This is a genomic window from Streptomyces sp. WMMC500 (assembly GCF_027497195.1).
Taxonomy (GTDB): domain Bacteria; phylum Actinomycetota; class Actinomycetes; order Streptomycetales; family Streptomycetaceae; genus Streptomyces.
On the sequence record NZ_CP114905.1, the window covers coordinates 1,658,557 to 1,681,505 of the forward strand.

Here is a 22,949-nt window from a genome sequence, read left to right on the forward strand (position 1 = left end):
GATCACGGCAAGGGCCTTCCACCCGGCCCACCCGTACGGTCAGGATGTGCAGGTGCTCGGTGCCATCGGACTCGACGACGTGCAGGAGTCGGCCTACCGCGCGCTGGTCGCACTCGGCGCCGCCGACGTCCCCGAACTGGCGCGGCGGTTGACGCTGCCGGAGCCGGAGGCGGTGCGGACGCTGCGCCGGCTGGAGCAGCAGGGGCTGGCGGCGCAGTCGTCGGCGCGGCCCGGGCGCTGGGTGGCTGCGCCGCCGACGGTCGCGCTCGGGGCGCTGCTCATCCAGCAGCGGCACGAGCTGGAGCGCGCCGAACTGGCCGCCGCGCTGCTCGCGGAGGAGTACCGCGCGGAGGCCGGCGAGCCGGCCGACGTACACGACCTGGTCGAGGTGGTGACCGGCGCGGGCGCGGTGGCGCACCGGTTCCTGCAACTGCAGCTCGGCGCCGAGCGGGAGGTGTGCGCGCTGGTCACCAGGGAGCCGCTGGCCGTACGCAGCCAGGACAACACCGCGGAGGAGAAGGCCGCGGGCCGCGGCGTGCGGTTCCGGGTCGTGCTGGAGCGCGCGCGGCTGCTGGCCCCCGGCACGGTGGCGGAGGCCGCGGAGGCCCTGCGCCGGAACGAGGAGCTGCGGGTCGCGGACGTGGTGCCGACGAAGCTGGTGATCGCGGACGGCGCGACCGCGATGGTGCCGATGTTCGCCGGGGCCGGCGAGCCCGCCGCGCTCGTGGTGCACGCGAGCGGGCTGCTGGAGTCGCTGACGGGCCTCTTCGAGAGCCTGTGGCGGCAGTCGCTGCCCCTGCGGCTGAACGCCGGCGGCACGGCGGTGGCGGAGCAGGCGCCCGACGGGCCGGACGCGGTGGACCTGCAGATCCTCGGGCTGCTCCTGGCGGGGCTCACCGACGCGAGCGCCGCCAAGCAACTGGACCTGGGGCTGCGGACCGTACAGCGGCGCGTGAAGCGGCTGATGGAGATCGCCGGGGTGCACACGCGGCTGCAGTTGGGCTGGTACGCCCACGAACGCGGCTGGTGCGGGCAGCGGGCCCCGCAGAGTCACTGACCGCACGGGCGGGCCGGCGGGTGCCCGCGCCGCGTGCGTCTCAGCTCCTCCCCTTGCGTGCCCGCGCCTCGCGCTCCGCCGCGTCGCGGCGCTTCCACTCCCGCCGCCGGTCCGCCTGCACCCGCAGGTCCGTGCGCGCGGCGATGCGGGCGTTCTCGCGCTGGAGCCTGCGGTAGCTGTCCAGGCGGCGCGGGTGCAACTCGCCGTTCTCCAGCGCGGCGACGACCGCGCAGCCCGGCTCCGCGGTGTGCGTGCAGTCGTGGAAGCGGCAGTGTGCGGCCAGTTCCTCGATCTCCGCGAAGACCTGCCCCAGACCGTCGTCGGCCTCCCACAGGCCGACGCCGCGCAGGCCCGGGGTGTCGATGAGGACGCCGCCGCCGGGCAGCGGCAGCAGGTCGCGGGAGACCGTCGTGTGCCGGCCCTTGCCGTCCGCGTCGCGAACCTCGTGGACCCGCTGCACGTCCTCGCCGAGCAGGGCGTTGGCCAGCGTGGACTTCCCGGCGCCGGAGGCGCCGAGCAGCACGGAGGTGCCGGTGGACAGCGCGGCGGCCAGCCGCGGGACGCCGGCGCCGGTGGCGGCGCTGACCGCGAGGACGGCGGTGCCGGGCGCGACCTCCGCGGTGTCGTCGACGAGGTGGCCGAGGACGACGGGGTCCTCGACGAGGTCGGCCTTGGTGAGCGCCACCAGCGGCTGCGCGCCACTGGACCACGCGAGCGACAGCAGCCGCTCCAGGCGCGCCGGCTCGATGTCGGCGGCGCGCGTCGCCGCCAGCGAGACGGCGATGACGGCGTGGTCGACGTTGGCGGCGATGACCTGGCCCTCGGAGCGTTTGGACGACGCCGAGCGCAGAAAGGCGGTGCGGCGCGGCAACAGGGCCCGGACGGCGAACCGCTCGCCAGGTTCGAGCGCCGCCCAGTCGCCGGTGCAGGGCAGCCGGGTGAGGTCGGCTGTGCGGCCGGCGGCCCGGTCGGCGGCGGCGAGGCGGGCGGTGGTGGCGCGGACGGGTCCGGCGTCGGTGAGGGCGATGCAGGAGCCGCGGTCCACCCGCGCGATACGGGCGGGGATCAGTCCTTCGGACTCGTACGGCGCGAAGGCGTCGGCGGTGGCCTCATCCCAGCCGTAGACGACCAGGCGGCGGGGTGCGGGGAGGTGTGTCAACGGAGCGACCCTTCAGAAAGGAGCGGGCGTGCGGCTGTCCTGCGGGGACTGCGCCCCTGACGGCGTCGGTCATGGCCCTCACCTCCCTGGTCGATACCGGTCACGTGGTGCGCTGAAAGCGTATGCAGCCGCGCACGTGTCACGCCACGGGTTTTCCCCGCCGCCGGCCGGGGCACCCGCCGCGCTCGTCCGGCGGGGAGCGGCGATCGGCGGCATGCTTGTCGGCACAGGAGCGTCGCCGGACGCCGGCCCGCTGCCGTACCCCCCCTTCCCCGAGCCCCCCGTGCCCCGCGACGTGACCGAGGTGACCGACGTGGCGTCCAACGAGGAGGTCGCCGCGCTCCTTCAGGAGTACGCCGACCTGCTGTCCATCACCGGTGGCGACGCCTTCAAGGCGCGCGCCTACGAGCGCGCCGCCCGCGCCGTCGCCGGCCACTCCGCCGACGTCGCCGGGCTGAACGCCAAGGAGCTGAAGGCGATCCCCGGAGTGGGTGCCTCCATCGCCGGCAAGGTCGGCGAGTATCTGCGCACGGGCCGGGTGGCGGCGATCGACGAGGCCCGCGGACGCATCCCCGCCGGGGTCCGGGAGCTGATCGCGATCCCCGCCCTCGGCCCCAAGCGCGCGCTGGTCCTGTACGAGGAGCTGGGCGTGTCCTCCGTCGACGAGTTGTCCGCGGCGATCGCCGAGCAGCGGCTGCGCGGCCTGAAGGGGTTCGGGCCGAAGAGCGAGGAGAAGCTGCTCCACGGCATCGACCTGCTGCGCGCGAACACCGGCCGGATCCCGGTCGACACGGCGCTGGAGCTGGCCGAGGACATCGTCGCGCGGCTGTCCGCGGTGGCGGGCTGCGAGCGCTGCGCGTACGCGGGCTCGCTGCGCCGGCGCCGCGGGACGGCCGGCGACCTCGACGTGCTCGCCGCCGCGGCCGACTCCGCGCCGCTGATGGCGGCGTTCACCGGGCTGCCGGTGGTCGGCGAGGTCATCGGCGCCGGCGAGACGAAGACGAGCATCCGCACCACCGGCGGCGTCCAGGTCGACCTGCGGGTGGTGCCGCCGGACGCGTGGGGCGCGGCGCTGCAGTACTTCACCGGGTCCAAGCAGCACAACATCCGCCTCCGCGAGAACGCCGTGCGCAAGAAGCTGAAGCTGTCGGAGTACGGGCTCTTCCACGCCCGTAGCGGACGCCGCATCCGGGTCACGACCGAAGAGGACGTCTACGCCCGCCTCGGCCTGCCCTGGATCCCGCCGCCGCTGCGCGAGGACCGCGGCGAGATCGAGGCCGCGGCCCGCGACGAGCTGCCGGAGCCGGTCACGGAGGACGACCTGCGCGGCGACCTGCACACCCACACCGACCTCACCGACGGCATCGACACGCTGGAGGCGATGGTCGACGCCGCCCGGGAGCGCGGCTACGCCTACTACGCGATCACCGACCACGCCCCCGAGCTGCGCATGCAGCGCATGACGAGGGAGAAGATGCTCGCCCAGCGCGAGCGGGTCGCGGAGCTGGACGCGCGCTACCGGCGGGGCAGGGGCGGGCTGCGGCTGCTGCACGGCACGGAGCTGAACATCGCGCCGGACGGCTCGGTCGACTGGCCGGGCGAGTTCCTGGAGACGTTCGACCTGTGCGTGGCCTCGGTGCACTCCCACTTCACCCAGCCGAAGGACGAGATGACCCGGCGCTTCCTCGCGGCCGTCGAGAACCCGCACGTGCACGTCATCGGCCACCCCACCACCCGCAAGGCCGGCAAGCGGCCGGCGGTCGACGCGGACTGGGACGCGATCTTCGCGGCCTGCGCCCGTACGGGCACGGCGCTGGAGGTCAACGCGCACCCGAACCGGCTCGACCTGCCGGACGAGCTGATCCTGCGGGCGCGGAGCCACGGCGTGAAGTTCGCCGTGGACAGCGACGCGCACTCCGTGACGGACCTGGCGAACATGCGCTACGGGGTGGGCATCGCGCAGCGGGGCTGGCTGACGCCGGCGGACGTGATCAATACCTGGCCGCTGGCGAAGCTGCGCCGCTTCCTGCGGGCGAAGGGAACGTGAGGGGCGGGCCGCTCACGTGACCTCGTGCCGCTCGTCCTCCTCCCGCTCCTCCCGTTCCTCCCGCTCTTCCCGCCCCGGCGCCTCCTCCCGCTCCCGCGGCTCCGCGGGCTCCGGCGGCTCGTCCCGCTCCGGCGGCTCCGCGCGCTCCGGCGGCTCGTCCCGCTCCGGCGGCTCCGCGCGCTCCGGCTGGTCCGCGCGCTCCGGCGGGTCCGCGGGCTCCCGCGGCTCGGCCCGCCGTTCCTCCGCCCGGGTCCGGCCGGCCTCCGCCCCCGCCTTGTGGGCCACCGTCTGGTGGGCCACCGTCCCGGCCCGCCGGACCGCCGCCCCGGCCCTTCGGACCCCCGCCCCGGCCCTGCGGCCCGCCGCCCCGGCCCGCCGGGTCTCTTCTCCTGCCTCCTCCTCTTCCTCCGCCCGCTCCGGCTCCGGCTCCCGCGCCCACTCCTCGGCCGAGGCGTCCCCGTCGAGCCCGCGCAGGCGCGCCTGCCGCTCCGAGGAGGCCGCCGCGACCAGCCTGGCCGCCGCCTCCTCCCGGGCGCGGGCCGTCTCGGCGCGGCCCGTGGCGGTGGCGACGGACGGCCAGACGCGGTCGAACGCGGCGTTGACCGCCGCGCCGACCAGCACGGCGAAGGCCGAGACGCCGAACCAGAGCAGCACCGCGACGGGGGCGGCCAGCGACCCGTAGATCGTCGGGCCCTCCACGGCGTTCAGCAGATAGAGCCGCAGCAGCACGCTGCCCAGCAGCCACATGCCGAGCGCGACCAGCGCGCCCGGCAGGTCCTCCCGCCACGGCGAGCGCACGGGGACGGCCGCGTGGTAGAGCGTCGTCAGGAAGATGATCGACAGCAGCACGACGACCGGCCAGTACAGCACCCGGACGGCCGTCTCGCTCCACGGCAGCAACTGCACCACCGCGTCCGGCCCCGCCACCGTCAGCGGCAGCGCGACCACGCCGATGACCAGCGCCACGAGGTACAGCCCGAACGCCAGCAGCCGGGTCCTGACGATGCCGCGGTGGCCTTCGAGCCCGTACATGATGGTGATGGTGTCGATGAAGACGTTCACGGCGCGCGAGCCCGACCACAGCGCGAGCGCGAAGCCGAACGAGATGAGGTCGGGGCGCCCCCCGCGGGTGACGTCGTCGATCAGCGGGCGGACGATCTGGTCGACGCCCTTGGCCGTAAGGACCGTGTCGGAGGCGTCGATGATGTTGCCCCGGATCGTCTCGATGTCGATGAGCCACTGGTCGAAGTAGCCCAGCAGGCCGAGGAGGCCGAGGAGCAGCGGCGGCAGCGACAGGAGGCTGAAGAACGCGGCCTCGGCGGCGAGGCCGATCACGCGGTGCTGCATGCAGGTGTCGACGGTGTCCTTCAGCAGCAGCCAGGCCACCCGGCGCTTGGGGAGGTTCTGGTACACGGCGCGGGCCCGGCGCAGCCGGCCGCGGGGGCCGCCGCGTCCGTCCTGTTCCGCACCCGTTTCCCGTTCTGCTCCCACCTGCCTACCGTAGCTGTCATGGCAGCAGTTACTCATTCGGTGACAAATCAGGCACCGCCCCTGGTCGGCTACGACGTCTACGCCGCGGACGCGGCCCTCACGGAGGCGGTCGAGCGGTACGTCGCGCCCGAGCGGCGCGCCGAGGCGCACGCGGAGCTGACCGCCCTCGGTCTGGCGGCGGGGTCCGCCGAGGCGCAGCGGTGGGGCGTCGAGGCGAACGCCTCGCCGCCGGTCCTGCACACCCACGACCGCTACGGCCACCGAATCGACGAGGTCGCCTTCCACCCCTCCTGGCACCGGCTGCTGGAGCGCGGCGTGGCCGCCGGGCTGACCGACGCCTGGGACCGGCCGGACGGGCACGTGCGGCGGGCCGCGGGGTTCCTGGTGTGGACGCAGGCCGAGGCGGGGCACGGCTGCCCGCTGTCGATGACGCACGCCGCGGTGCCCGCGCTGCGCGCCCAGCCGGAGCTGGCCGCCGTGTGGGAGCCGCTCCTGACCTCGCGGGTGTACGAACCGGGCCTGGCGCCCGTCGCCGGGAAGGCGGGGGCGATCGCCGGGATGGGGATGACGGAGAAGCAGGGCGGCTCGGACGTACGGGCGAACACCACGCGCGCGGAGCCGGCCGGGGACGGCGCCTACGCGCTGACGGGCCACAAGTGGTTCTGCTCGGCGCCGATGTCGGACGCCTTCCTGGTGCTCGCGCAGGCGCCGGCCGGGCCGGCCGGCGCCGGGCCCGGCGGGCCGACCTGCTTCCTGCTGCCGCGGGTGCTGCCGGACGGCAGCCGCAACACCTTCCTGCTGCAGCGGCTGAAGGACAAGCTCGGCAACCGTTCGAACGCCTCCGCGGAGGTCGAGTTCGACGGCACGACGCTCGCCTGGCGGGTCGGCGACGAGGGCCGCGGCATCCCGGCGATCATCGAGATGGTCGCCGCCACCCGGGTCGACTGCGCGACGGCCGCGGCGGCCGTGATGCGGCAGGCGGTCGCGCAGGCGGTGCACCACTGCACGTACCGCGCGGCGTTCGGCGGGGTGCTCGCCGACAAGCCGCTGATGCGCAACGTCCTGGCCGACCTGGCGCTGGAGTCGGAGGCGGCGACGGCGCTGGCGCTGCGGCTGGCGGCGGCGTACGACGCGGACACCGACGAGGAGCGGGCCTTCCTGCGGCTGGCGCTGCCGGCGGCGAAGTACTGGGTGACCAAGCGGTGTACGCCGGTGACGGCCGAGGCGCTGGAGTGCCTGGGCGGCAACGGGTACGTGGAGGAGTCGGGGATGCCGCGGCTGCTGCGCGAGGCCCCGCTGAACTCGATCTGGGAGGGCTCCGGCAACGTACAGGCGCTCGACCTGCTGCGGGCGCTGCGGCGGGAGCCGCGGGCGGTGGACGCCGTGCTCACCGAGATCGGCCGGGCGCGCGGCGCGGACCACCGGCTGGACCGGGCGGTCAAGGCCCTGCTGACGGAGCTGTCCGACCTGGAGGGAGTCGAGACCCGGGCGCGCCGGCTGGCGGAGCGGCTGGCGCTGGTGCTGCAGGGGGCGCTGCTCGTACGGTACGCGCCGGCGGCAGTGGCTGACGCCTTCTGCGCCTCGCGGCTGGGCGGCGAGTGGGGCGCGGCGCTGGGGACGCTGCCGCACGGGCCCGACCTGCGCGCGGTGGTCGACCGGGCCCGGCCGGTGGCGGGCTAGGACCTGTCCGGCGGGCGCGGGGATCGACAGCGGAAGGCCCCTCCCGCAGGGTGGAGAGGTGGCCTTCCGCTGTGGCAGGGCGTCGGAAAGCGGTGCCGCGCCGACTCGGCACCCCCTCCGCTCGTCAACCCCGGGCCACTCAACTCCTCGCGCACGCGCGCACGCAAAGGTTGCACACCGTTGCAACGTAGAAATGCTGCGTGATCGGTTTGGTCCAAGAGGTGGGCGGAGGGGCGGTGACCCGGGCACCATTGACCCCAGGCCGGCCGAACGGGCGGGCCGGCGGGGAGTGTTGTGCCGGAGAGTACGGATACGGGCGGCGGCGGGCGGGGGCCCCGGCAGCGGAGCCGGGTGCGTGGCCCCCGGGCCGGCTGGGGCCGTGCGCTGACCGGTGCGGGCGGGCCGGCGGGCGGCTCGGCGAGCGGCCGCGCGGGCGGGCGTACGGACGGGCGTGCCACCGAGGCGTACGCGCTCCCCCTGCCGAAGCTGCCGGCGGCCGCCGACCGGCCGCGCGAGGTGATCGGCGACTCGTGGCGCCGCGCGGAGGAGAGCGGCCTGGACCGCGAGTGCGGCCGGCCGCGGCGCCAGGTGGGCGTGGCGGAGCTGGAGTGGCGGCGGCGTACGGCGGGTGTAGGCGCCCTGCGCGAGGTGCTGCGCGACGGGCTGATCCCGGCCGAGGACACCGTGCCCGAGCACGTCGTCGTGGTCACCGACGCCGACGGCGTGGTGCTGTGGCGGGACGGGGAGCGCGCGATGCTCAAGGCGGTGAGCCGCATCGGGCTGGCGGAGGGCGCGAGTTGGAGCGAGGACTCCGTCGGCACCAACGGCATCGGCACCGCGCTGGCGACGGGCCACCCCGTGGGCGTCTACGGCGACGAGCACTTCCTGCGCACCTGCCGCCGGTGGAGCTGCGCCGCCGCGCCGCTGACGGACCCGCGCGACGGGCGGCTGCTCGGCGTGGTCAACGTGACCGGCCCGGCGCGCACGATGCCGACGATGTCGCTGGCGTTCGTCACCGCCGTCGGCCGGGTCGCGGAGGGCGAGCTGCGGGACCGGCACTGGACGGCGATGGAGCGGCTGCGGGCCGTCGCCGCGCCCGTCCTCGCGGGTGTCGGCGGCCGGGTGCTGGCCGTGGACGAGCACGGCTGGGCGGCGGCGGCCACCGGGATGGTGCCGCCGGAGCGGGTGGCGCTGCCGAAGTCGCCGGCGGCGGGCCCGTGCGTGCTGCCGGGTCTCGGGCGGTGTGCGCTGGAGCCGCTGCCGGGCGGTGGGTGGCTGGTACGGGTCGAGCCGGAGGGGACCGCGGCGGCGCCGACCCGGGTGGTGCTGGACCTGACCCGGCCGGCGTCGCCGAGCCTGGCGGTGCTGGGCGGCGCGGGGCGCTGGTCGCAGCAGGTGAGCCCGCGGCACGCGGAGTTGCTGTACCTGCTGGCGGTGCACCGCGACGGGTTCAGCTCCACGGCGCTGGCCGACGCGCTCTTCGGCGACCCGGGGCGCACGGTGACGGTACGCGCGGAGCTGTCCCGGCTGCGCCGGAAGCTGGGCGGGCTGCTGGCGCATCGGCCGTATCGTTTCTCCGACGAGGTCGACGTCCAGCTCCTGCTCCCCACCCGGCCCGCCGACCTGCTCCCCCGGTCCACGGCCCCGGCGGTCCTGGCCGCCCGGAGCTGAGTTCGCCCGCGCGGGTTATGATCGCCGGCCCACGCGTCTGCAGGGGAGGAAGCGATGCCCGTCGGGCCCGCGACCGCTGACACCGTCTACGAACCCGTCCCCCTCTGGGCGAAGATCCCGCACGGGATCTGGCTCAGGGAAGCCACCTCCGTGGCCGTCGACTCGGCCGACCGGGTCTACGTCTTCAACCGCGGCAACATGCCGGTGCTCGTCTTCGACCCGGACGGCAACGTTGTCGACATGTGGGGCAACGACACCCCGTACCTCGGCACCGAGCTGTACGAGGACCCCTACGGCAACACCCAGCCGCGCTGGCGCGGCTGCCGCTTCACCCGCCCGCACGCGGTCACCGTCGACCACGAGGACCACCTCTGGCTCGTCGACGACGTCGGCAACAGGATCACCAAGACCGATCGCGCGGGCACCACCCTGCTGACCCTCGGCACCGGCGAGCCCAGCGGCTTCCAGAGCGGCGAGCCCTTCAACCGCCCCACGGACGTGGCGATATGCCCGCGCACGGGCGACGTCTTCGTCAGCGACGGCTACGGCAACTCCCGTGTCCACCACTACGACGCCGCCGGCCGCCACCTCGCCTCCTGGGGCACCCCCGGGACGGACCCGGGCAGCTTCAGCCTCCCGCACGCGCTGACCCTCGCGGACGCCGCCGACGGCGACGGCACCGTCGTCGTCTGCGACCGCGAGAACCACCGCGTCCAGGTCTTCTCCCGCGCCGGCGACTTCCGCACCACCTGGCACGCGCACAAGGCCGTGGCCGTCTGCGCCACGGGCACCGGCCCCGACACCCGCCTCTACGTCGCCGAACAGGGCCCGCCCCCGGTGCAGCACGGCGTCCCCGGCATCGGCCACAAGATCCGCGTCTTCGACACCGCGGGCCGCGAGGTCACCCGCTTCGGCGCGGACCTCCCCGGCGAGTCCCCGGCCAGCTTCAACTGGCTGCACAGCATCGCGGTCGACTCGGCGGGCGACGTGTACGCGGCGGAGGTGTCGTACGTCGAGGTGGGCAGCAAACTGAGCCCGCCGCGCGAGCTGGTGAGCCTCCGCAAGTGGCGCCGCGCCACCGGCTGACGCCGGGCGGGGAAGCGCATCGGAGCGGCAGAGCGCGGCGCGGGACCGCCGGTGACCCGCACCGGCGGTCCCGCGCGACACTGCGCCGAACCCGACCGCGCCGCCCGGCAGGGGGCTAGTGGGCGCCGCCCAGGAGGCCGCGGATGCGGGCCGCCAGGGTTTCGAACTCCGGGGCCGACATGACCTTTCCGTAGTCGCGGGTCCGCGGCAGGTCCACCGGCATCGTCTCGACGATCCGGCCCGGGCGGGCGCTCATGACCTCCACCCGGGTGCCGAGGTAGATCGCCTCCGAGATGGAGTGGGTGACCAGCACGATGGTCGTGCCCGTCTCCCGCCAGATGCGGTTCAGCTCCACGTTCAGGTGCTCCCGCGTCAGCGCGTCCAGCGCGCCGAACGGCTCGTCGAGGAGCAGCACCGGCGGCTCGTGCAGCAGCGCGCGGCACAGGGCCACCCGCTGCTGCATGCCGCCGGACAGCTCGTGCGGCAGGGCGTCCTCGAAGCCCGTCAGGCCCGTCAGCTCGATCAGCTCGTCGGCCCGGCGGGCCGCGGTCTGCTTGTCCATGCCGCGCATCTCGGCCTGGAGCAGGATGTTCTTCCGCGCCCCGCGCCACTGCAGCAGCGCGGCCCGCTGGAACGCGAAGCCGATGTTGCGCTGTGGACGGGTCACCTCCTGGCCCAGCAGGCTGACCTGGCCCGTCGTCGGCAGCACCAGACCGGCGATCATCTTCAGCAGGGTCGACTTGCCGCAGCCCGACGGGCCGAGGATGGAGACGAACTCACCGGGCTCGATCCGCATCGAGACCCCGTCGACCGCCGTGGTGCGACTGCGCTTCGTCGTGAACGTGCACGTCACATCGCGGATGTCGATGCTTGCGGAATCCGCCGCGTCGGTCGCGGCGGACTTCTTCTGTTCGAGCTGCGGCACTGCTCACCCCTTAGCGGCGTACGACGCGTCCCAGTAGTCGGCGGGCTTCATGGCCTCCTTCAGCATCCCGCCCTCCGACAGCAGGTCGATAGTCTCCTGCCACGACTCCTCGGAGTTGACGCCGATGGCGCCGCCGTCGCCCTCCAGCAGCGGCAGCGTGTCCTTGAGCTGGTTGGCGAGCACGTTGTCCGGCGGCGGCTCGGTCGCGGCCTCGGACATGATCTTCACGGCCTCCTCCTGGTTGGCCTCGACCTCCTCCCAGGACTTGGTGGTGGCCCGGACGAACGCCTTGGCCAGCTCCGGGTCGTCGGCCAGCAGCTTGTCGGAGGCGACGATGCCGGTGCCGAGGACGTTCATGCCGAAGTCGGAGAAGAGGATGTAGTCGACCGTCTCGCCGGTGGTGTTCTCGATGGTGGGGCCCTGGTCGTGGAAGAAGCCCATGATCGCGTCGACCTTGCCGGCGGCGAGCTGCGAGATCTTGTCCGCGGGCTGGACGTTGACGACCTTCACCTTCGAGGGGTCGACGTCGTTGGCCTCCAGCCACCCGGGGAAGGTGGCGTACATCGCGTCGCCCGGCGTGCCCGCGACGGTCTTGCCCTCCAGGTCGGCCGGCTCCTTGATGTTCTCGTCGGAGACGAACTGGACGGAGGACGGGCCCTTCTGGAGGTACACGCCGAGGCTCTTGACCCCCATGCCCTCGCCGATGCCGGCCATCAGCGGCGGGGTGTCGGCCCAGCCGAAGTCGGTCTGGTTCTGCGCGACCTGCTGGATGGTGGCGGCGGAGCCGTTGCCGGGCTTGATCTCCAGGTCGATGCCCTCGTCGGCGTAGAAGCCCTTCTCCACGCCGTAGTAGAAGGCGGCGTGCTCACCGTACGGCACCCAGTTGAGGGTCAGCGTGACCTTCTTGCCGTTGCCGTCGCCGCCCGAGTCGCCGCCGTCGTCGTCGTCCGACGTGTCGGGGGCGCAGGCGGCGGCCGCGAGCAGCGCGCTCAGCAGGGTGAGTGTCGCCGCGGTGCGTTTCATGTCGTTGCCTTCCTGGGTGGTCCGGTACTGCGGGATACGGGCCGCGGCGTCAGGGACGCGCACGGGCGGGAGACGGTCGTGCACAGCTCCGGCTCAGGTGGTCGCCATGGTCACGCTGGAGCCCTCGCGGCGGCTGGCGTGCCACGGGATGAGCAGGGACTCGGCGACCTCGATGACGACGAACAGCACCACGCCGATCGCCGACATGAGGATCAGGTCCGCGAACAGCAGCGCCGAGTTCAGGTTGCCGCTGGCCAGCAGCAGGATGTAGCCGAGTCCCTCGCTGGCGCCGACGAACTCGCCGACGACGGCGCCGACCACGGCGAGGGTCACGGCGACCTTCAGCCCCGCCATGAGCTGCGGGAGCGCGCCGGGGAACCGCACCTTGACGAAGACGCTCCACCGGCTGGCGCCCATCGTCGCGGAGAGGTCCAGCAGTTCGGGGTCGGTGTCGCGCAGCCCGGCGACGCCGGAGACCACGACGGGGAAGAAGGCGATCAGCACCGCCAGGATGATCTTCGGGGAGAGCCCGGTGCCGAACCACACGATGAGGATCGGCGCGATCGCGATCTTCGGGATGACCTGGGCGAAGAGGATGATCGGGTAGAGCGAGCGCTCCGCGGTCTTGGAGTAGACGATGAGCACGGCCGAGGCGATGCCGATGAGGGCCGCGAGCAGGAAGCCGATGACCGTCTCGTACAGCGTCACGTAGGTGTGCTCCGCGAGCATCGAGCGGTCTTCCCACATGACCTCGAAGACCGAGCCCGGGGTGGGGACGAGGTAGCGCTCGACCATCTCCCGCGCGGTGACGAACCACCAGACGAGGCCGATCACGGCGAGCACGATGAGGGGCCGCCACACGGCGGAGCCGAAGGCGGCGAGCTGGTTGCCGAGGCGCGCTCCGCGCCGCCCCGTCCGCTCGTGAGCGGTCGGGACGGCGGCGCGCGCCTTGATGTCGTCCTGTGCCGTTGTCACTCGAGATGCATCCAATCGAGGTTGAACACGTGGCCGTCGCCGGGGCAGTTCTGTGCGGCCGGGGAACGGCTCGCGGCTCCCGCCCGGGTGGCGTCCGGGCGGTGACCGTGACCGCCTGTTCCGAAGGCCGTCCTGCGGTCGTGCGGTGGGGCTGGTTGCCAGGTGGTGCCGAGTGGTTCCTGGTGCGGTGCTACGACAGTGGCCAAGGCCACAGAAAGCGCTTGCCATAAGCTACGGGCGGGGCCCACCCGCGGGCAAGGGGTCGTGAGGCAGATTCCTGCACCGCACCCGGGGTCCGCAAGACGGCGGGCGCCGTGGTCTGATTCCCCCGTGGAGAACACCGCACTCACCACCTGGTCACTGGAGCAGACCGCCGGAGACGATCTCAGCCCGGCGGCCGTGCCGGCCGCCGTCGCGGCGGGCGAACTCACCGTCGTGCGCGCGGAGATCCCGTCCCCGGGCTTCAACCGGTATCTCTACGGGGCCGTCGGCGCCGACGTGTCCTGGACGGACCGGCTGGTGTGGGACGAGGAGCGCTGGCGGGCCTTCGTCGAGCAGCCGGGGACCGAGACGTGGGTGGCGTACGAGCGCGGGACACCGGCCGGCTATCTGGAGCTCGAGGGGCAGCCGGACGGGGTGGTGGAGATCACCTACTTCGGTCTGCTGCCCGCCTGCCGCGGCCGGCGCATCGGCGGGCACCTGCTCTCCGTGGGCACGGCGCGCGCCTGGGACCTGGCCGACAGGTGGCCCGCGCGGGCGCCCACGCGCCGGGTGTGGGTGCACACCTGCAGCGACGACGGTCCGCACGCCCTGGACAACTACCGGCGCCGCGGCTTCCGGATCTTCGACGTACGGACCGAGGACACCCGGCCCGGCGGCGCGCGGAAATAGCCCCGTAAACCTCCATGTCCATATAGCAAGACCGGACTGTCCGCATGGCGGACGACTGTGGACGATCCGCGGCACCCCATGCCACGCTCTCTCCATGGATCGAGCTGGAGTCGCCCTGGTGAGTCGGCGTCACGTCGATCTCGGCCGCATGTCCAGCGCCATCTGTCCGGCGGGCTGAGAGTCACAGCACCGCCGACCCCCGCCGCCGCCCAGCCGTCCCCACCGTCGCGGACGCACGCGCGCGCCCCCGGAGAGCCGCCCTGCCGAAGAACCGTTTGCGCAGGTCAACCGGGGTCGTACGCCCTCGCGGCCGGCTCCTCCGCTTGCCTTAAGGACACCCCTGTCATGGCTAACTCCTCCTCGCGCCCCACCGCGGCCGGTCGTCGCAAGGCCGGTCGCCACCGCGGCGAAGGCCAGTGGGCCGCCGGCCACTTCACGCCGCTCAACGGCAACGAGCAGGTCAAGAAGGACGACGACGGTCTCAATGTGCGGACACGCATTGAGACGATCTACTCCAAGCGCGGCTTCGACTCCATCGACCCCGCCGACCTGCGCGGCCGGATGCGGTGGTGGGGCCTGTACACCCAGCGCAAGCCCGGCATCGACGGCGGCAAGACGGCGGTCCTGGAGCCGCACGAGCTGGACGACGAGTACTTCATGCTCCGCGTCCGCGTCGACGGCGGCCGGCTGACGGTCACCCAGTTGCGGACGATCGGCGAGATCTCCCAGGAGTTCGCGCGCGGCACCGCGGACCTCACCGACCGGCAGAACATCCAGTTGCACTGGATCCGGATCGAGGACGTCCCGGAGATCTGGCGCCGGCTGGAGTCGGTCGGGCTGTCCACCACCGAGGCGTGCGGCGACGTCCCGCGCGTCGTCCTCGGCTCTCCCGTCGCCGGCATCGCCGCGGACGAGATCATCGACGGCACCCCGGCCATCGAGGAGATCCAGCGGCGCGTCGTGGGCAACCCCGCCTACTCCAACCTGCCCCGGAAGTTCAAGGGCGCCGTCTCCGGCTCCCGGCAGCTCGACGTGGTGCACGAGATCAACGACGTCGCCTTCGTCGGCGTCGAGCACCCGGAGCTGGGCCCGGGGTTCGACGTCTGGGTCGGCGGCGGCCTGTCCACGAACCCCAGGCTGGGGGAGCGGCTCGGCGCCTGGGTGCCGCTGGAGGACGTACCGGACGTCTTCGAGGGCGTCGTCGCCATCTTCCGCGACTACGGCTACCGCCGGCTGCGCAACCGGGCCCGGCTGAAGTACCTGCTCGCGGACTGGGGCCCGGAAAAGTTCCGCCAGGTGCTCCAGGACGAGTACCTGCTGCGCACCCTCGCCGACGGCCCCGCGCCCGCGGTGCCCGCCGAGCGCTGGCGCGACCACATCGGGGTGCACCGGCAGCACGACGGCCGCTACTACCTGGGCTTCGCCGCCCGCGTCGGCCGCGTCGACGGCGGCACGCTGACGAAGATCGCCGAGCTGGCGGCCCAGCACGGGTCCGACCGGCTCCGTACCACCGTCGAACAGAAGATGCTCATCCTCGACGTCGAGGAGGACCAGGTCGAGCCGCTGCGCGAGGCGCTGGCGGCGCTGGACCTCCAGGTCGAGCCGTCGGCGTTCCGGCGCGGCACGATGGCCTGCACCGGCATCGAGTTCTGCAAGCTGGCGATCGTCGAGACGAAGGCCCGCGGCGCGGCGCTCGTCGACGAGCTGGAGCGGCGGCTGCCCGACTTCGACGAGCCGATCACCGTCAACCTCAACGGCTGCCCGAACTCCTGCGCCCGTATCCAGGTGGCGGACATCGGTCTCAAGGGGCAGCTCGTCACCGACGAGAACGGCGAGCAGGTCGAGGGCTACCAGGTCCACCTCGGTGGCGGCCTCGGCCTGGACCCGGGCTTCGGCCGCAAGGTGCGCGGCCTGAAGGTCACCGCGGAGCAGCTTCCGGACTACGTCGAGCGCGTGCTCACCCGCTACGCCGCCGGCCGCGAGGAGGGCGAGCGGTTCGCCCAGTGGGCCGCGCGCGCCGGCGAGGAGGACCTCAAGTGAGCGGCCGGGCGGCGCCGTTCTACTGCCCGTACTGCGGCGACGAGGACCTGCGCCCCTCGGCGGAGGGACACGGCACGTGGGAGTGCAGGTCCTGCAACCGCGCATTCAAGCTCTCGTTCCTCGGACTGCTGGCCGACGGCCTGCGCTCCGACAGCGATGGAGGGAACCACCACCGATGACGGTCATCGAAGACGCGGATACGGATACCGCGGCGCTTGCCGAGCGGGCCGGCCGCGAACTGGAGGACGCCCCGGCGCTGGAGATCCTGCGCTGGGCGGCGGACACCTTCGGCAAGCGCTTCTGTGTCACCTCGTCCATGCAGGACATGGTCGTCGCGCATCTGGCGTCCCGCGTCCAGCCGGGCGTGGACGTCCTCTTCCTCGACACCGGCTACCACTTCCCCGAGACCATCGGCACCCGCGACGCGGTCGCCGCCGTGATGGACGTGAACGTCGTCTCGCTCACGCCCCGGCAGACGGTCGCGGAGCAGGACGCCGAGTACGGCCCCCGGCTGTACGAGCGCAACCCCGACCTGTGCTGCGCGCTGCGCAAGATGCAGCCGCTGGAGGACGGCCTCGCCGCGTACGACTCCTGGGCCACGGGCCTGCGCCGCGACGAGTCGCCGACGCGCGCGGGCACCCCGGTCGTCGGCTGGGACGCCAAGCGCCGCAAGGTGAAGGTCTCGCCGATCGCCCGCTGGACGGAGGCCGACGTGCAGAGTTACGTCGCCGAGCACGGCGTGCTGACGAACCCGCTGCTGGCCGACGGCTACCCCTCCATCGGCTGCGCGCCGTGCACCCGCCGGGTCGCCCCCGGCGAGGACGCCCGCGCCGGCCGCTGGGCGGGCTTCGCCAAGACCGAGTGCGGCATCAACGTCTGAGCCGGCCCCGGCCGCCGGCCCGGCCCAACCGTTTCCCAACCGGACCGTCCTAGCGTTGCGAGTCATGCATCCCGTACTGCTCATCGTCGCCCACGGCAGCCGCGACCCGCGGCACGCCGCCACCGTCACCGCGCTCGCGGCGCAGGTGGCGGCGGCGCGGCCGCGGGTGCGGGTGGAGACCTGCTATCTGGACCACTGCGCCCCGCCCGTGCCGCGGGCGCTGCGGCGGCTGTACGACGAGGGCGTACGAGAGGTCGTCGCGCTGCCGCTGCTGCTGGCCCGCGCCTTCCACGCCAAGTCCGACATCCCCGCCGTCCTGGACGAGGTGCGGGCCGCCCTGCCGCGGCTGCGCGTGACGCAGGGCGGCGTGCTGGGCCCGGACGCGCTGCTGACGGCGGCGCTGGACCGCCGGATGGCCGAGGCCGGGCTGCACCTGCCCGCGGAGCGGGCCCGCACGGGCGTCGTGCTGGCCGCGGCGGGCTCCTCCGACCCGGAGGCGATCGCGAGCGTCGCCGAGACCGCGCGGGAGTGGCGGCGTACCGCAGGATGGTGCGCCGTGCGGCCCGCGTTCGCCTCCGCGGCACCACCCCGCACCGCCGGCGCCGTCCGCGCGCTGCGCGCGGACGGCGCCGAGCGGGTGGCGGTGGCGCCGTACGTCATCGCCCCCGGCTTCCTGCCCGACCGCATCGTGCGGGGCGCCGCCGAGGCGCGGGCGGACGTGCTCGCGCCGGTGCTGGGCGCGGCGCCGGAGCTGGCGCGGCTGCTGGCGCGGCGGTACGACGAGGCCCGCGCCGGCGAGCGGCTCCCGCTCACCGCCTAGGCGCGGGCCCCGCCGCTTCGCTCACTGATAGGTGATGTCCGACTCCTCGTAGAGGCAGTTGGTGCCGTCCGGGCCGGAGCCGATCTCGTCGGGCTCGTCGCCGGAGTCGTTGCCCTCGTACTTCACGCAGGGCTCGATGTCGCGGTCGTCGTCGCCGATGATCGTGATGTCGTTGAACTCCGCGGTGTCGCCGTAGTTGACGTTGATGCCGGCCAGCCGGTCGCCGGGCGCGGTCACCTCGACGTCGCTCAGGACCACGTGGCGTTCGTACTGGCTGGAGCAGTTGCCGCAGGAGCGGTACAGCGCGCCGAAGTCCTCAACCGCGAAGCCGCTGACGGTCAGCGTGCCGCCGCCGTTGTGCTGCAGCACCTTGTCCTCGGCGCGGCGGGCGCCGCCGCCGGTGACGGTGAAGCGGGAGCCGTTGCCGCCGCGGAAGGTGGCGGCGTCCTCGCCGACGTCCTCCCACCACACGTTCTCCAGGGTGCAACTGCCCTCGCAGTGCACCCCGTCGGCGGCCGGAGAGCCGAGGATGACGTTCTTGAGCGTGGCGCCGTCCTCCAGCTCGAAGAGGGCGCCCTGGTCCTCGCCCTGCCCGCCGCCGCCGAGGTCGCCCTCGCCGTAGAAGCGCTTCATACCGCCGTCGAACTCGCCGCTGACGACCCGTGTCTCGCTGACACCCTCCTGGCCGCTGGGCGTGGGCCAGTCGGCGGCCGACGCCGGCGAGGCCAGCGAGGTGGCGAGTGCCCCGGCGCCGAGGGCCACGGCGCTCACCGCGCCGATGAGCGCGCGCTTCACCGTGCCGCGCTTCCCGTGCTTCCGTGCCATGGAACCTTCCCTTTCTGTGGGGGGCGTTCGCTGGGAGGTCGCCACCGGCGTCCGGAAGGTTGCCGGGCCGTCACGGAATCTTTTAACAAACCCTTCACAATGTTGCGGAATTATGTTGTCAATTCCCTTCGGGGGCAAAGGAATTGCATGTCGCGGGGAATTCTGCAATCGTCCGGTCCATGCCCATCGACCAGCGACTCTTCGCACGTCACCACGTGGATCTGGTGCGTGTCGCGAGCGCGTTGTGTCCGTGCGGCCGTCCTCGGACGGCCGCACCCGGGCGTACGCCGCGGGTGCTTTTCCCACGGGTGCACGCGCACCCGGAAATTCAGCCCGCTCGTACGAATTCCCGGAACGAGGCTCCCATGTCCACGCCACCGGCGCTCTCCCCCGCCGCACCCCCCGCCGCACCGGCGGGCCTGTCCCCCGCCGCCCTCCGCGCGATCGTCCGCGACCTCGCCGGCCGGCCCGACCGCTGGCGCCCGGCCGTCCGCTTCGACGCCGCTGCCCGCTTCCACACCCGCCTGGAGGCGGCCGGCGGCCACGAGGTGTGGCTGCTCACCTGGCTGCCGGGGCAGGGCACCGAGATCCACGACCACGGCGGTGCAGCGGGCGCGTTCACGGTCGTCGCGGGGGTGCTCACCGAGCGCACCTTCCCGGCGCTGCGCGGCGCGCCGCGGGCGCGGGAGCTGACCGCGGGCGGGCTGCGCGCGTTCGGGTCGCGGTACGTCCACGAGGTGGCCAACGCGGGGACCGCGCCGGCCGTCAGCATCCACGCCTACACGCCGGCGCTGTCGGCCATGTCGTTCTACGCGGAGCTGCCCGGCGGCGGCCTGCGGCCGGTCCGTACCGACCCGGTGACGGACTGATGGGCGCCGCCCCCGGCACTCCCGACGCCCCCGGCATCGACGGCGCGCTCGCCGCCGTACGCGCCACGCTGGACCGCGTCACCCCCCGGCAGGCGTACGCCGCCCTCGCCGAAGGTGCCGTGCTCGTGGACACCCGGCCCGAGTTCCAGCGGCGCGCCTCGGGCACCGTGCCCGGCGCGCTGCTGGTGGAGCGCAACCACCTGGAGTGGCGCTGCGATCCCACCAGCGGCGCCGCGGTGGCCGAGGCCACCGGCACTCAGGTGCACTGGATCGTCATGTGTGACGAGGGATACGCCTCGTCGCTGGCCGCCGCCTCCCTCAGGTCGCTCGGGCTGGCCCGGGCGACGGACCTGATCGGCGGCTTCCAGGCGTGGCGGGCGGCCGGGCTGCCGGTCACGCTCCCGTAACGCCTCACCTCCACCTCACCTGCACAAAGGTGTGCAAAGGCACACGAAAACACTGCCCGCATGCCGGGCCGTTCGTCCACGCCTCAAGCACCCCCTTGACCGAGCCGCCCCGATGGGCTTATCCCTACTAAGTCAATAGGGATACTCGGAAAGACGATGCCGATACCCGGAACACCCCGAGAGGATGACCCTCCCGTGTCTGCACCACGCCGCCGCCGCGCGGCCATACGCCTGCTCGCCGGCACCGCCGCCCTGCCCCTGCTCGCCCTGACCGCCTGCGGTTACGGCTCCGACAGCGACGACGAGGGCGACGACGCGGCCCCCGCCGCCCAGGGCGAGAAGGTCGGCGGCCTCGACGAGATCAACATCGGCTTCTTCGGCAACGTGACCCACGCGACCCCCCTGGTCGGCCTCGGCGACGAGGGCCTGATCACGAAGGAGCTGGGCGGCACCGCCGTCAGGCCGCAGGTGTTCAACGCCGGCCCGTCCGCCATCGAGGCGCTCAACGCCGGCTCCGTCGACATGACCTGGATCGGCCCCTCCCCCGCCATCAACGGCTACACCCAGGCGGACGGCCGCAACCTGCGCATCGTCGCGGGCGCCACCTCCGGCGGCGCCTCGCTGGTCGTCAACCCCGACGAGGTCACGTCCCTGGACGACCTGGAGGGCGCCCGGATCGCCACCCCGCAGATCGGCAACACCCAGGACGTGGCCCTGCTCAACTACCTGGCCGGCGAGGGCCTGGAGGTCGACCCGCAGTCGGGCAAGGGCGACGTCTCCGTGATCCGCCAGGACAACAAGGAGATCCCGACCACCTTCCAGCAGGGCGGCCTCGACGGCGCCTGGGTGCCGGAGCCCACCGCCTCCAACCTCGTCGCCAAGGGCGGCGAGGTGCTGCTGAACGAGAAGGAGCTGTGGGAGGGCGGCAAGTTCGTCACCACGCACCTGATCGTCTCGCAGACGTTCCTCGAGGAGCACCCCGACGTGGTCGAGGCCGTCGTCCGCGGCTCGGTGAAGACCAACGCCTGGATCAAGGACCACCCCGACGAGGCCGAGGACCTGGTCAACGCGGGGATCGAGGAGTACGCGGGCAAGCCGCTGCCCGCCGACGTGATCGACCGCGCCTTCGGCGAGATCGAGGTCACCGACGACCCGCTCGCCTCCACCCTCGGCGAGCAGGCCGACCACAGCGTCGCGTCCGGCCTCCTCGACGAGGCGAAGACCGACGGCATCTACGACCTGTCCATCCTCAACAAGGTGCTCGAGAGCGAGGGCCGGCCCGCCGTCGACGACGCCGGGCTCGGCGTCGAGTAGCTCTGCCCGCCTCACCTCCGGGAGGTGCACAACATGTCCACCGCCATCACCGACGACGCCCCGGCCGGCTCCGCGCAGGCCGGGGACGGGCCCGCCGCCCGCATCACGCACGTGTCCAAGACCTTCGGCCGCCCCGGCGCCGGGCTGCTGGCCCTCGACGACGTCACCGTCGACGTCGCGCCCGGCGAGTTCGTCACGCTGCTCGGCGCGTCCGGCTGCGGCAAGTCCACCCTGCTCAACCTGGTCGCCGGCCTCGACGCGCCGAGCGCCGGGACCATCGAGATATCCGGCGGCCAGCGCCCGGCGCTGATGTTCCAGGAGCACGCGCTCTTCCCGTGGCTGACCGCGGGCAGGAACATCGAGCTGGCCCTGAGGATGCGCGGCCTGCCCAAGGCCGAGCGCCGCGGCGAGGCGGAGCGGCTGCTCGAACTCGTCCGGCTGGGCGGCGCGTACGGCAAGCGGGTGCACGAGCTGTCCGGCGGCATGCGCCAGCGCGTCGCGCTGGCCCGCTCGCTCGCCCAGGACAGCAGGCTGCTGCTGATGGACGAGCCGTTCGCCGCGCTCGACGCCATCACCCGCGACGTCCTGCACGACGAGCTGACCCGCATCTGGACGGAGACGCAGGTCTCCGTGCTCTTCGTCACCCACAACGTGCGCGAGGCCGTCAAGCTCGCCCAGCGCGTCATCCTCATGTCCTCCCGCCCCGGCCGCATCGCCCGGGAGTGGACCATCGACATCCCCCAGCCGCGCCGGATCGAGGACACCGACGTGGCAGGCCTCTCGCTGGAGATCACCGAAGAGCTGCGAGGGGAGATCCGCCGCCATGGCAAGCACTGACACCACCGGCACCGCCGCCGGGTCCGGCGCGAAGAACGGGGACTCCGCCGCCGGCCTCGCCGGGCTCGAAGCCGGCCTCGACGCCCTCGACACGCGCACCGCCTCGCGCACCCCGCTGCGCCAGGTGCTGCTGCACAGGGTGCTCCCGCCGATCGTCGCGATCGCCCTCGTGGTCGCCGTCTGGCAGTTGCTGTACGTGCTGGAGGTCAAGCCCGACTACCAGTTGCCGGGCCCGGGCCAGGTCTGGGACGCGCTCGCCGACCAGTGGTACGAGGGCACGCTGTTCGACGTCATCTGGACGAGCCTGTCCCGCGGCGTGCTCGGCTTCCTCATCGCCATCGCCATCGGCACCCCGCTCGGACTGATCGTCGCCAAGGTGCCGTTCGTCCGCGCGGCGATCGGCCCGATCCTCACCGGGCTGCAGTCGCTGCCGTCGGTGGCCTGGGTGCCCGCCGCGATCATCTGGTTCGGCCTCACCCCGTCGATGATCTACGCGGTGGTGCTGCTCGGCGCCGTCCCGTCGATCGCCAACGGGCTGGTCGCCGGCATCGGCCAGATCCCACCGCTCTACCTCCGCGCCGGCCAGGTCATCGGCGCCACCGGCCTGCACGGCGTACGGCACGTCCTGCTGCCCGCCGCGCTGCCCGGCTATCTCGCCGGGCTCAAGCAGGGCTGGGCGTTCTCCTGGCGCTCGCTGATGGCCGCGGAGATCATCGCCACCTCCCCCGACCTCGGCGTGGGCCTGGGCCAGTTGCTGGAGACCGGCCGCGGCTACCAGGACATGGCGATCGTGCTCAACGCGATCCTGCTGATCCTCATCGTCGGTGTCGCCATCGAACTCCTGGTGTTCGGCCCGCTGGAGCGCCGGGTGCTGCGCAACCGGGGGCTGCTCGTGGCTCGCTGAGCGCGAGCCGTTCCCCCGAGACCCCGCCGGGGGCCGTTCCGGGCCCGA

The 22,949-nt window shown here is 73.5% G+C and carries 20 protein-coding genes and 1 pseudogene; 15 read left to right on the forward strand and 6 right to left on the reverse strand.

Features of this window, described 5'->3' with window-relative positions:
* Positions 1–52: 52 nt before the first annotated feature.
* Positions 53–1,057 carry a LuxR family transcriptional regulator gene (locus O7599_RS06700; protein WP_281623296.1) on the forward strand — a complete coding sequence of 335 codons (1,005 nt, stop codon included), beginning with the start codon at positions 53–55 and terminating at the stop codon, positions 1,055–1,057.
* Between the two features lie 40 nt (positions 1,058–1,097).
* On the opposite strand, the gene rsgA is transcribed toward O7599_RS06700, so the two are convergent.
* The gene (rsgA, locus tag O7599_RS06705; protein ID WP_281621176.1) at positions 1,098–2,216 is read right to left on the reverse strand and encodes a ribosome small subunit-dependent GTPase A; all 1,119 of its coding nucleotides are present in this window, start codon (positions 2,214–2,216) and stop codon (positions 1,098–1,100) included.
* 214 nt (positions 2,217–2,430) lie between these two features.
* Between rsgA and polX the strand changes: the two genes are divergently transcribed.
* On the forward strand, positions 2,431–4,263 hold the full coding sequence (gene polX, locus O7599_RS06710; RefSeq protein WP_281621177.1) for a DNA polymerase/3'-5' exonuclease PolX: 1,833 nt from the start codon (positions 2,431–2,433) through the stop codon (positions 4,261–4,263).
* A gap of 369 nt (positions 4,264–4,632) precedes the next feature.
* Here the strand turns inward: polX and O7599_RS06715 are convergent.
* A pseudogene (locus O7599_RS06715) lies at positions 4,633–5,790 on the reverse strand (YihY/virulence factor BrkB family protein); the annotation flags it as partial.
* Between O7599_RS06715 and O7599_RS06720 the strand changes: the two are divergent.
* From O7599_RS06720 to O7599_RS06730, 3 genes are all read left to right on the forward strand, one after another.
* Entirely contained in the window at positions 5,773–7,434 is a 1,662-nt protein-coding gene (locus O7599_RS06720; protein WP_281621179.1) for an acyl-CoA dehydrogenase family protein, read from the forward strand. The pseudogene O7599_RS06715 and the gene O7599_RS06720 overlap by 18 nt on opposite strands.
* 351 nt (positions 7,435–7,785) lie before the next feature.
* Positions 7,786–9,105 (forward strand): helix-turn-helix domain-containing protein, encoded by a 1,320-nt coding sequence (locus tag O7599_RS06725; RefSeq protein ID WP_281621180.1) that lies wholly within the window; start codon positions 7,786–7,788, stop codon positions 9,103–9,105.
* Positions 9,106–9,159: 54 nt separating this feature from the next.
* Positions 9,160–10,191, forward strand: a complete 1,032-nt coding sequence (locus O7599_RS06730; protein WP_281621181.1) for a peptidylglycine alpha-amidating monooxygenase — start codon at positions 9,160–9,162, stop codon at positions 10,189–10,191.
* Positions 10,192–10,306: 115 nt separating this feature from the next.
* Here the strand turns inward: O7599_RS06730 and O7599_RS06735 are convergent, their stop codons facing one another.
* From O7599_RS06735 to O7599_RS06745, 3 genes are all read right to left on the reverse strand, one after another.
* Complete coding sequence (locus O7599_RS06735; RefSeq protein ID WP_281621182.1) at positions 10,307–11,116, reverse strand: ABC transporter ATP-binding protein; 810 nt, start codon at positions 11,114–11,116, stop codon at positions 10,307–10,309.
* A 3-nt stretch (positions 11,117–11,119) separates the two neighbouring features.
* On the reverse strand, positions 11,120–12,139 hold the full coding sequence (locus O7599_RS06740) for an ABC transporter substrate-binding protein (protein WP_281621183.1): 1,020 nt from the start codon (positions 12,137–12,139) through the stop codon (positions 11,120–11,122).
* 93 nt (positions 12,140–12,232) lie between these two features.
* Complete coding sequence (locus tag O7599_RS06745; protein WP_281621184.1) at positions 12,233–13,114, reverse strand: ABC transporter permease; 882 nt, start codon at positions 13,112–13,114, stop codon at positions 12,233–12,235.
* A gap of 330 nt (positions 13,115–13,444) precedes the next feature.
* Between O7599_RS06745 and O7599_RS06750 the strand changes: the two genes are divergently transcribed.
* The 5 genes from O7599_RS06750 to O7599_RS06770 all read left to right on the forward strand — a co-directional run bounded on the left by O7599_RS06750 (position 13,445) and on the right by O7599_RS06770 (position 17,745).
* A complete protein-coding gene (locus O7599_RS06750; protein WP_281621185.1) occupies positions 13,445–14,005 on the forward strand; it encodes a GNAT family N-acetyltransferase in 561 nt (186 codons plus the stop codon).
* 345 nt (positions 14,006–14,350) lie between these two features.
* The gene (locus O7599_RS06755; RefSeq protein ID WP_281621186.1) at positions 14,351–16,045 is read left to right on the forward strand and encodes a nitrite/sulfite reductase; all 1,695 of its coding nucleotides are present in this window, start codon (positions 14,351–14,353) and stop codon (positions 16,043–16,045) included.
* Complete coding sequence (locus O7599_RS06760) at positions 16,042–16,224, forward strand: hypothetical protein (protein ID WP_281621187.1); 183 nt, start codon at positions 16,042–16,044, stop codon at positions 16,222–16,224. Before O7599_RS06755 ends, O7599_RS06760 begins: the two co-directional genes overlap by 4 nt.
* Positions 16,221–16,925 (forward strand): phosphoadenylyl-sulfate reductase, encoded by a 705-nt coding sequence (locus O7599_RS06765; RefSeq protein ID WP_281621188.1) that lies wholly within the window; start codon positions 16,221–16,223, stop codon positions 16,923–16,925. Before O7599_RS06760 ends, O7599_RS06765 begins: the two co-directional genes overlap by 4 nt.
* A gap of 64 nt (positions 16,926–16,989) precedes the next feature.
* Positions 16,990–17,745 carry a sirohydrochlorin chelatase gene (locus O7599_RS06770; RefSeq protein WP_281621189.1) on the forward strand — a complete coding sequence of 252 codons (756 nt, stop codon included), beginning with the start codon at positions 16,990–16,992 and terminating at the stop codon, positions 17,743–17,745.
* A 21-nt stretch (positions 17,746–17,766) separates the two neighbouring features.
* Here the strand turns inward: O7599_RS06770 and O7599_RS06775 are convergent, their stop codons facing one another.
* Entirely contained in the window at positions 17,767–18,570 is an 804-nt protein-coding gene (locus O7599_RS06775) for a pectate lyase (protein ID WP_281621190.1), read from the reverse strand.
* Positions 18,571–18,935: 365 nt separating this feature from the next.
* Here O7599_RS06775 and O7599_RS06780 point away from each other — a divergent pair, with 365 nt between their 5' ends.
* The 5 genes from O7599_RS06780 to O7599_RS06800 all read left to right on the forward strand — a co-directional run bounded on the left by O7599_RS06780 (position 18,936) and on the right by O7599_RS06800 (position 22,901).
* Positions 18,936–19,439, forward strand: a complete 504-nt coding sequence (locus O7599_RS06780; protein ID WP_281621191.1) for a cysteine dioxygenase family protein — start codon at positions 18,936–18,938, stop codon at positions 19,437–19,439.
* Positions 19,439–19,846, forward strand: coding sequence for a rhodanese-like domain-containing protein (locus tag O7599_RS06785; protein WP_281621192.1), 408 nt, complete (start codon positions 19,439–19,441; stop codon positions 19,844–19,846). The genes O7599_RS06780 and O7599_RS06785 overlap by 1 nt, the downstream gene beginning before the upstream one ends.
* 195 nt (positions 19,847–20,041) lie before the next feature.
* Positions 20,042–21,160: an ABC transporter substrate-binding protein gene (locus O7599_RS06790; RefSeq protein WP_281621193.1), complete on the forward strand. Its 1,119-nt coding sequence runs from the start codon at positions 20,042–20,044 to the stop codon at positions 21,158–21,160.
* A 33-nt stretch (positions 21,161–21,193) separates the two neighbouring features.
* Positions 21,194–21,997 (forward strand): ABC transporter ATP-binding protein, encoded by an 804-nt coding sequence (locus O7599_RS06795; RefSeq protein ID WP_281621194.1) that lies wholly within the window; start codon positions 21,194–21,196, stop codon positions 21,995–21,997.
* The gene (locus tag O7599_RS06800) at positions 21,984–22,901 is read left to right on the forward strand and encodes an ABC transporter permease (protein ID WP_281621195.1); all 918 of its coding nucleotides are present in this window, start codon (positions 21,984–21,986) and stop codon (positions 22,899–22,901) included. The genes O7599_RS06795 and O7599_RS06800 overlap by 14 nt, the downstream gene beginning before the upstream one ends.
* The last annotated feature ends 48 nt before the right edge of the window (positions 22,902–22,949 follow it).

Excerpts from the sequence above, each read along its gene's own strand:
- O7599_RS06770 (WP_281621189.1), top strand. The coding sequence starts at position 16,990 with ATGCATCCCGTACTGCTCATCGTCGCCCACGGCAGCCGCGACCCGCGG.
- O7599_RS06780 (WP_281621191.1), top strand. The coding sequence starts at position 18,936 with ATGTCCACGCCACCGGCGCTCTCCCCCGCCGCACCCCCCGCCGCACCG.
- O7599_RS06720 (WP_281621179.1), top strand. The coding sequence starts at position 5,773 with ATGGCAGCAGTTACTCATTCGGTGACAAATCAGGCACCGCCCCTGGTC.
- polX (WP_281621177.1), top strand. The coding sequence starts at position 2,431 with ATGCTTGTCGGCACAGGAGCGTCGCCGGACGCCGGCCCGCTGCCGTAC.
- O7599_RS06785 (WP_281621192.1), top strand. The coding sequence starts at position 19,439 with ATGGGCGCCGCCCCCGGCACTCCCGACGCCCCCGGCATCGACGGCGCG.
- O7599_RS06740 (WP_281621183.1), bottom strand. The coding sequence starts at position 12,139 with ATGAAACGCACCGCGGCGACACTCACCCTGCTGAGCGCGCTGCTCGCG.
- O7599_RS06765 (WP_281621188.1), top strand. The coding sequence starts at position 16,221 with ATGACGGTCATCGAAGACGCGGATACGGATACCGCGGCGCTTGCCGAG.
- O7599_RS06795 (WP_281621194.1), top strand. The coding sequence starts at position 21,194 with ATGTCCACCGCCATCACCGACGACGCCCCGGCCGGCTCCGCGCAGGCC.
- O7599_RS06730 (WP_281621181.1), top strand. The coding sequence starts at position 9,160 with ATGCCCGTCGGGCCCGCGACCGCTGACACCGTCTACGAACCCGTCCCC.
- O7599_RS06755 (WP_281621186.1), top strand. The coding sequence starts at position 14,351 with ATGGCTAACTCCTCCTCGCGCCCCACCGCGGCCGGTCGTCGCAAGGCC.
- O7599_RS06800 (WP_281621195.1), top strand. The coding sequence starts at position 21,984 with ATGGCAAGCACTGACACCACCGGCACCGCCGCCGGGTCCGGCGCGAAG.
- O7599_RS06775 (WP_281621190.1), bottom strand. The coding sequence starts at position 18,570 with ATGGCACGGAAGCACGGGAAGCGCGGCACGGTGAAGCGCGCGCTCATC.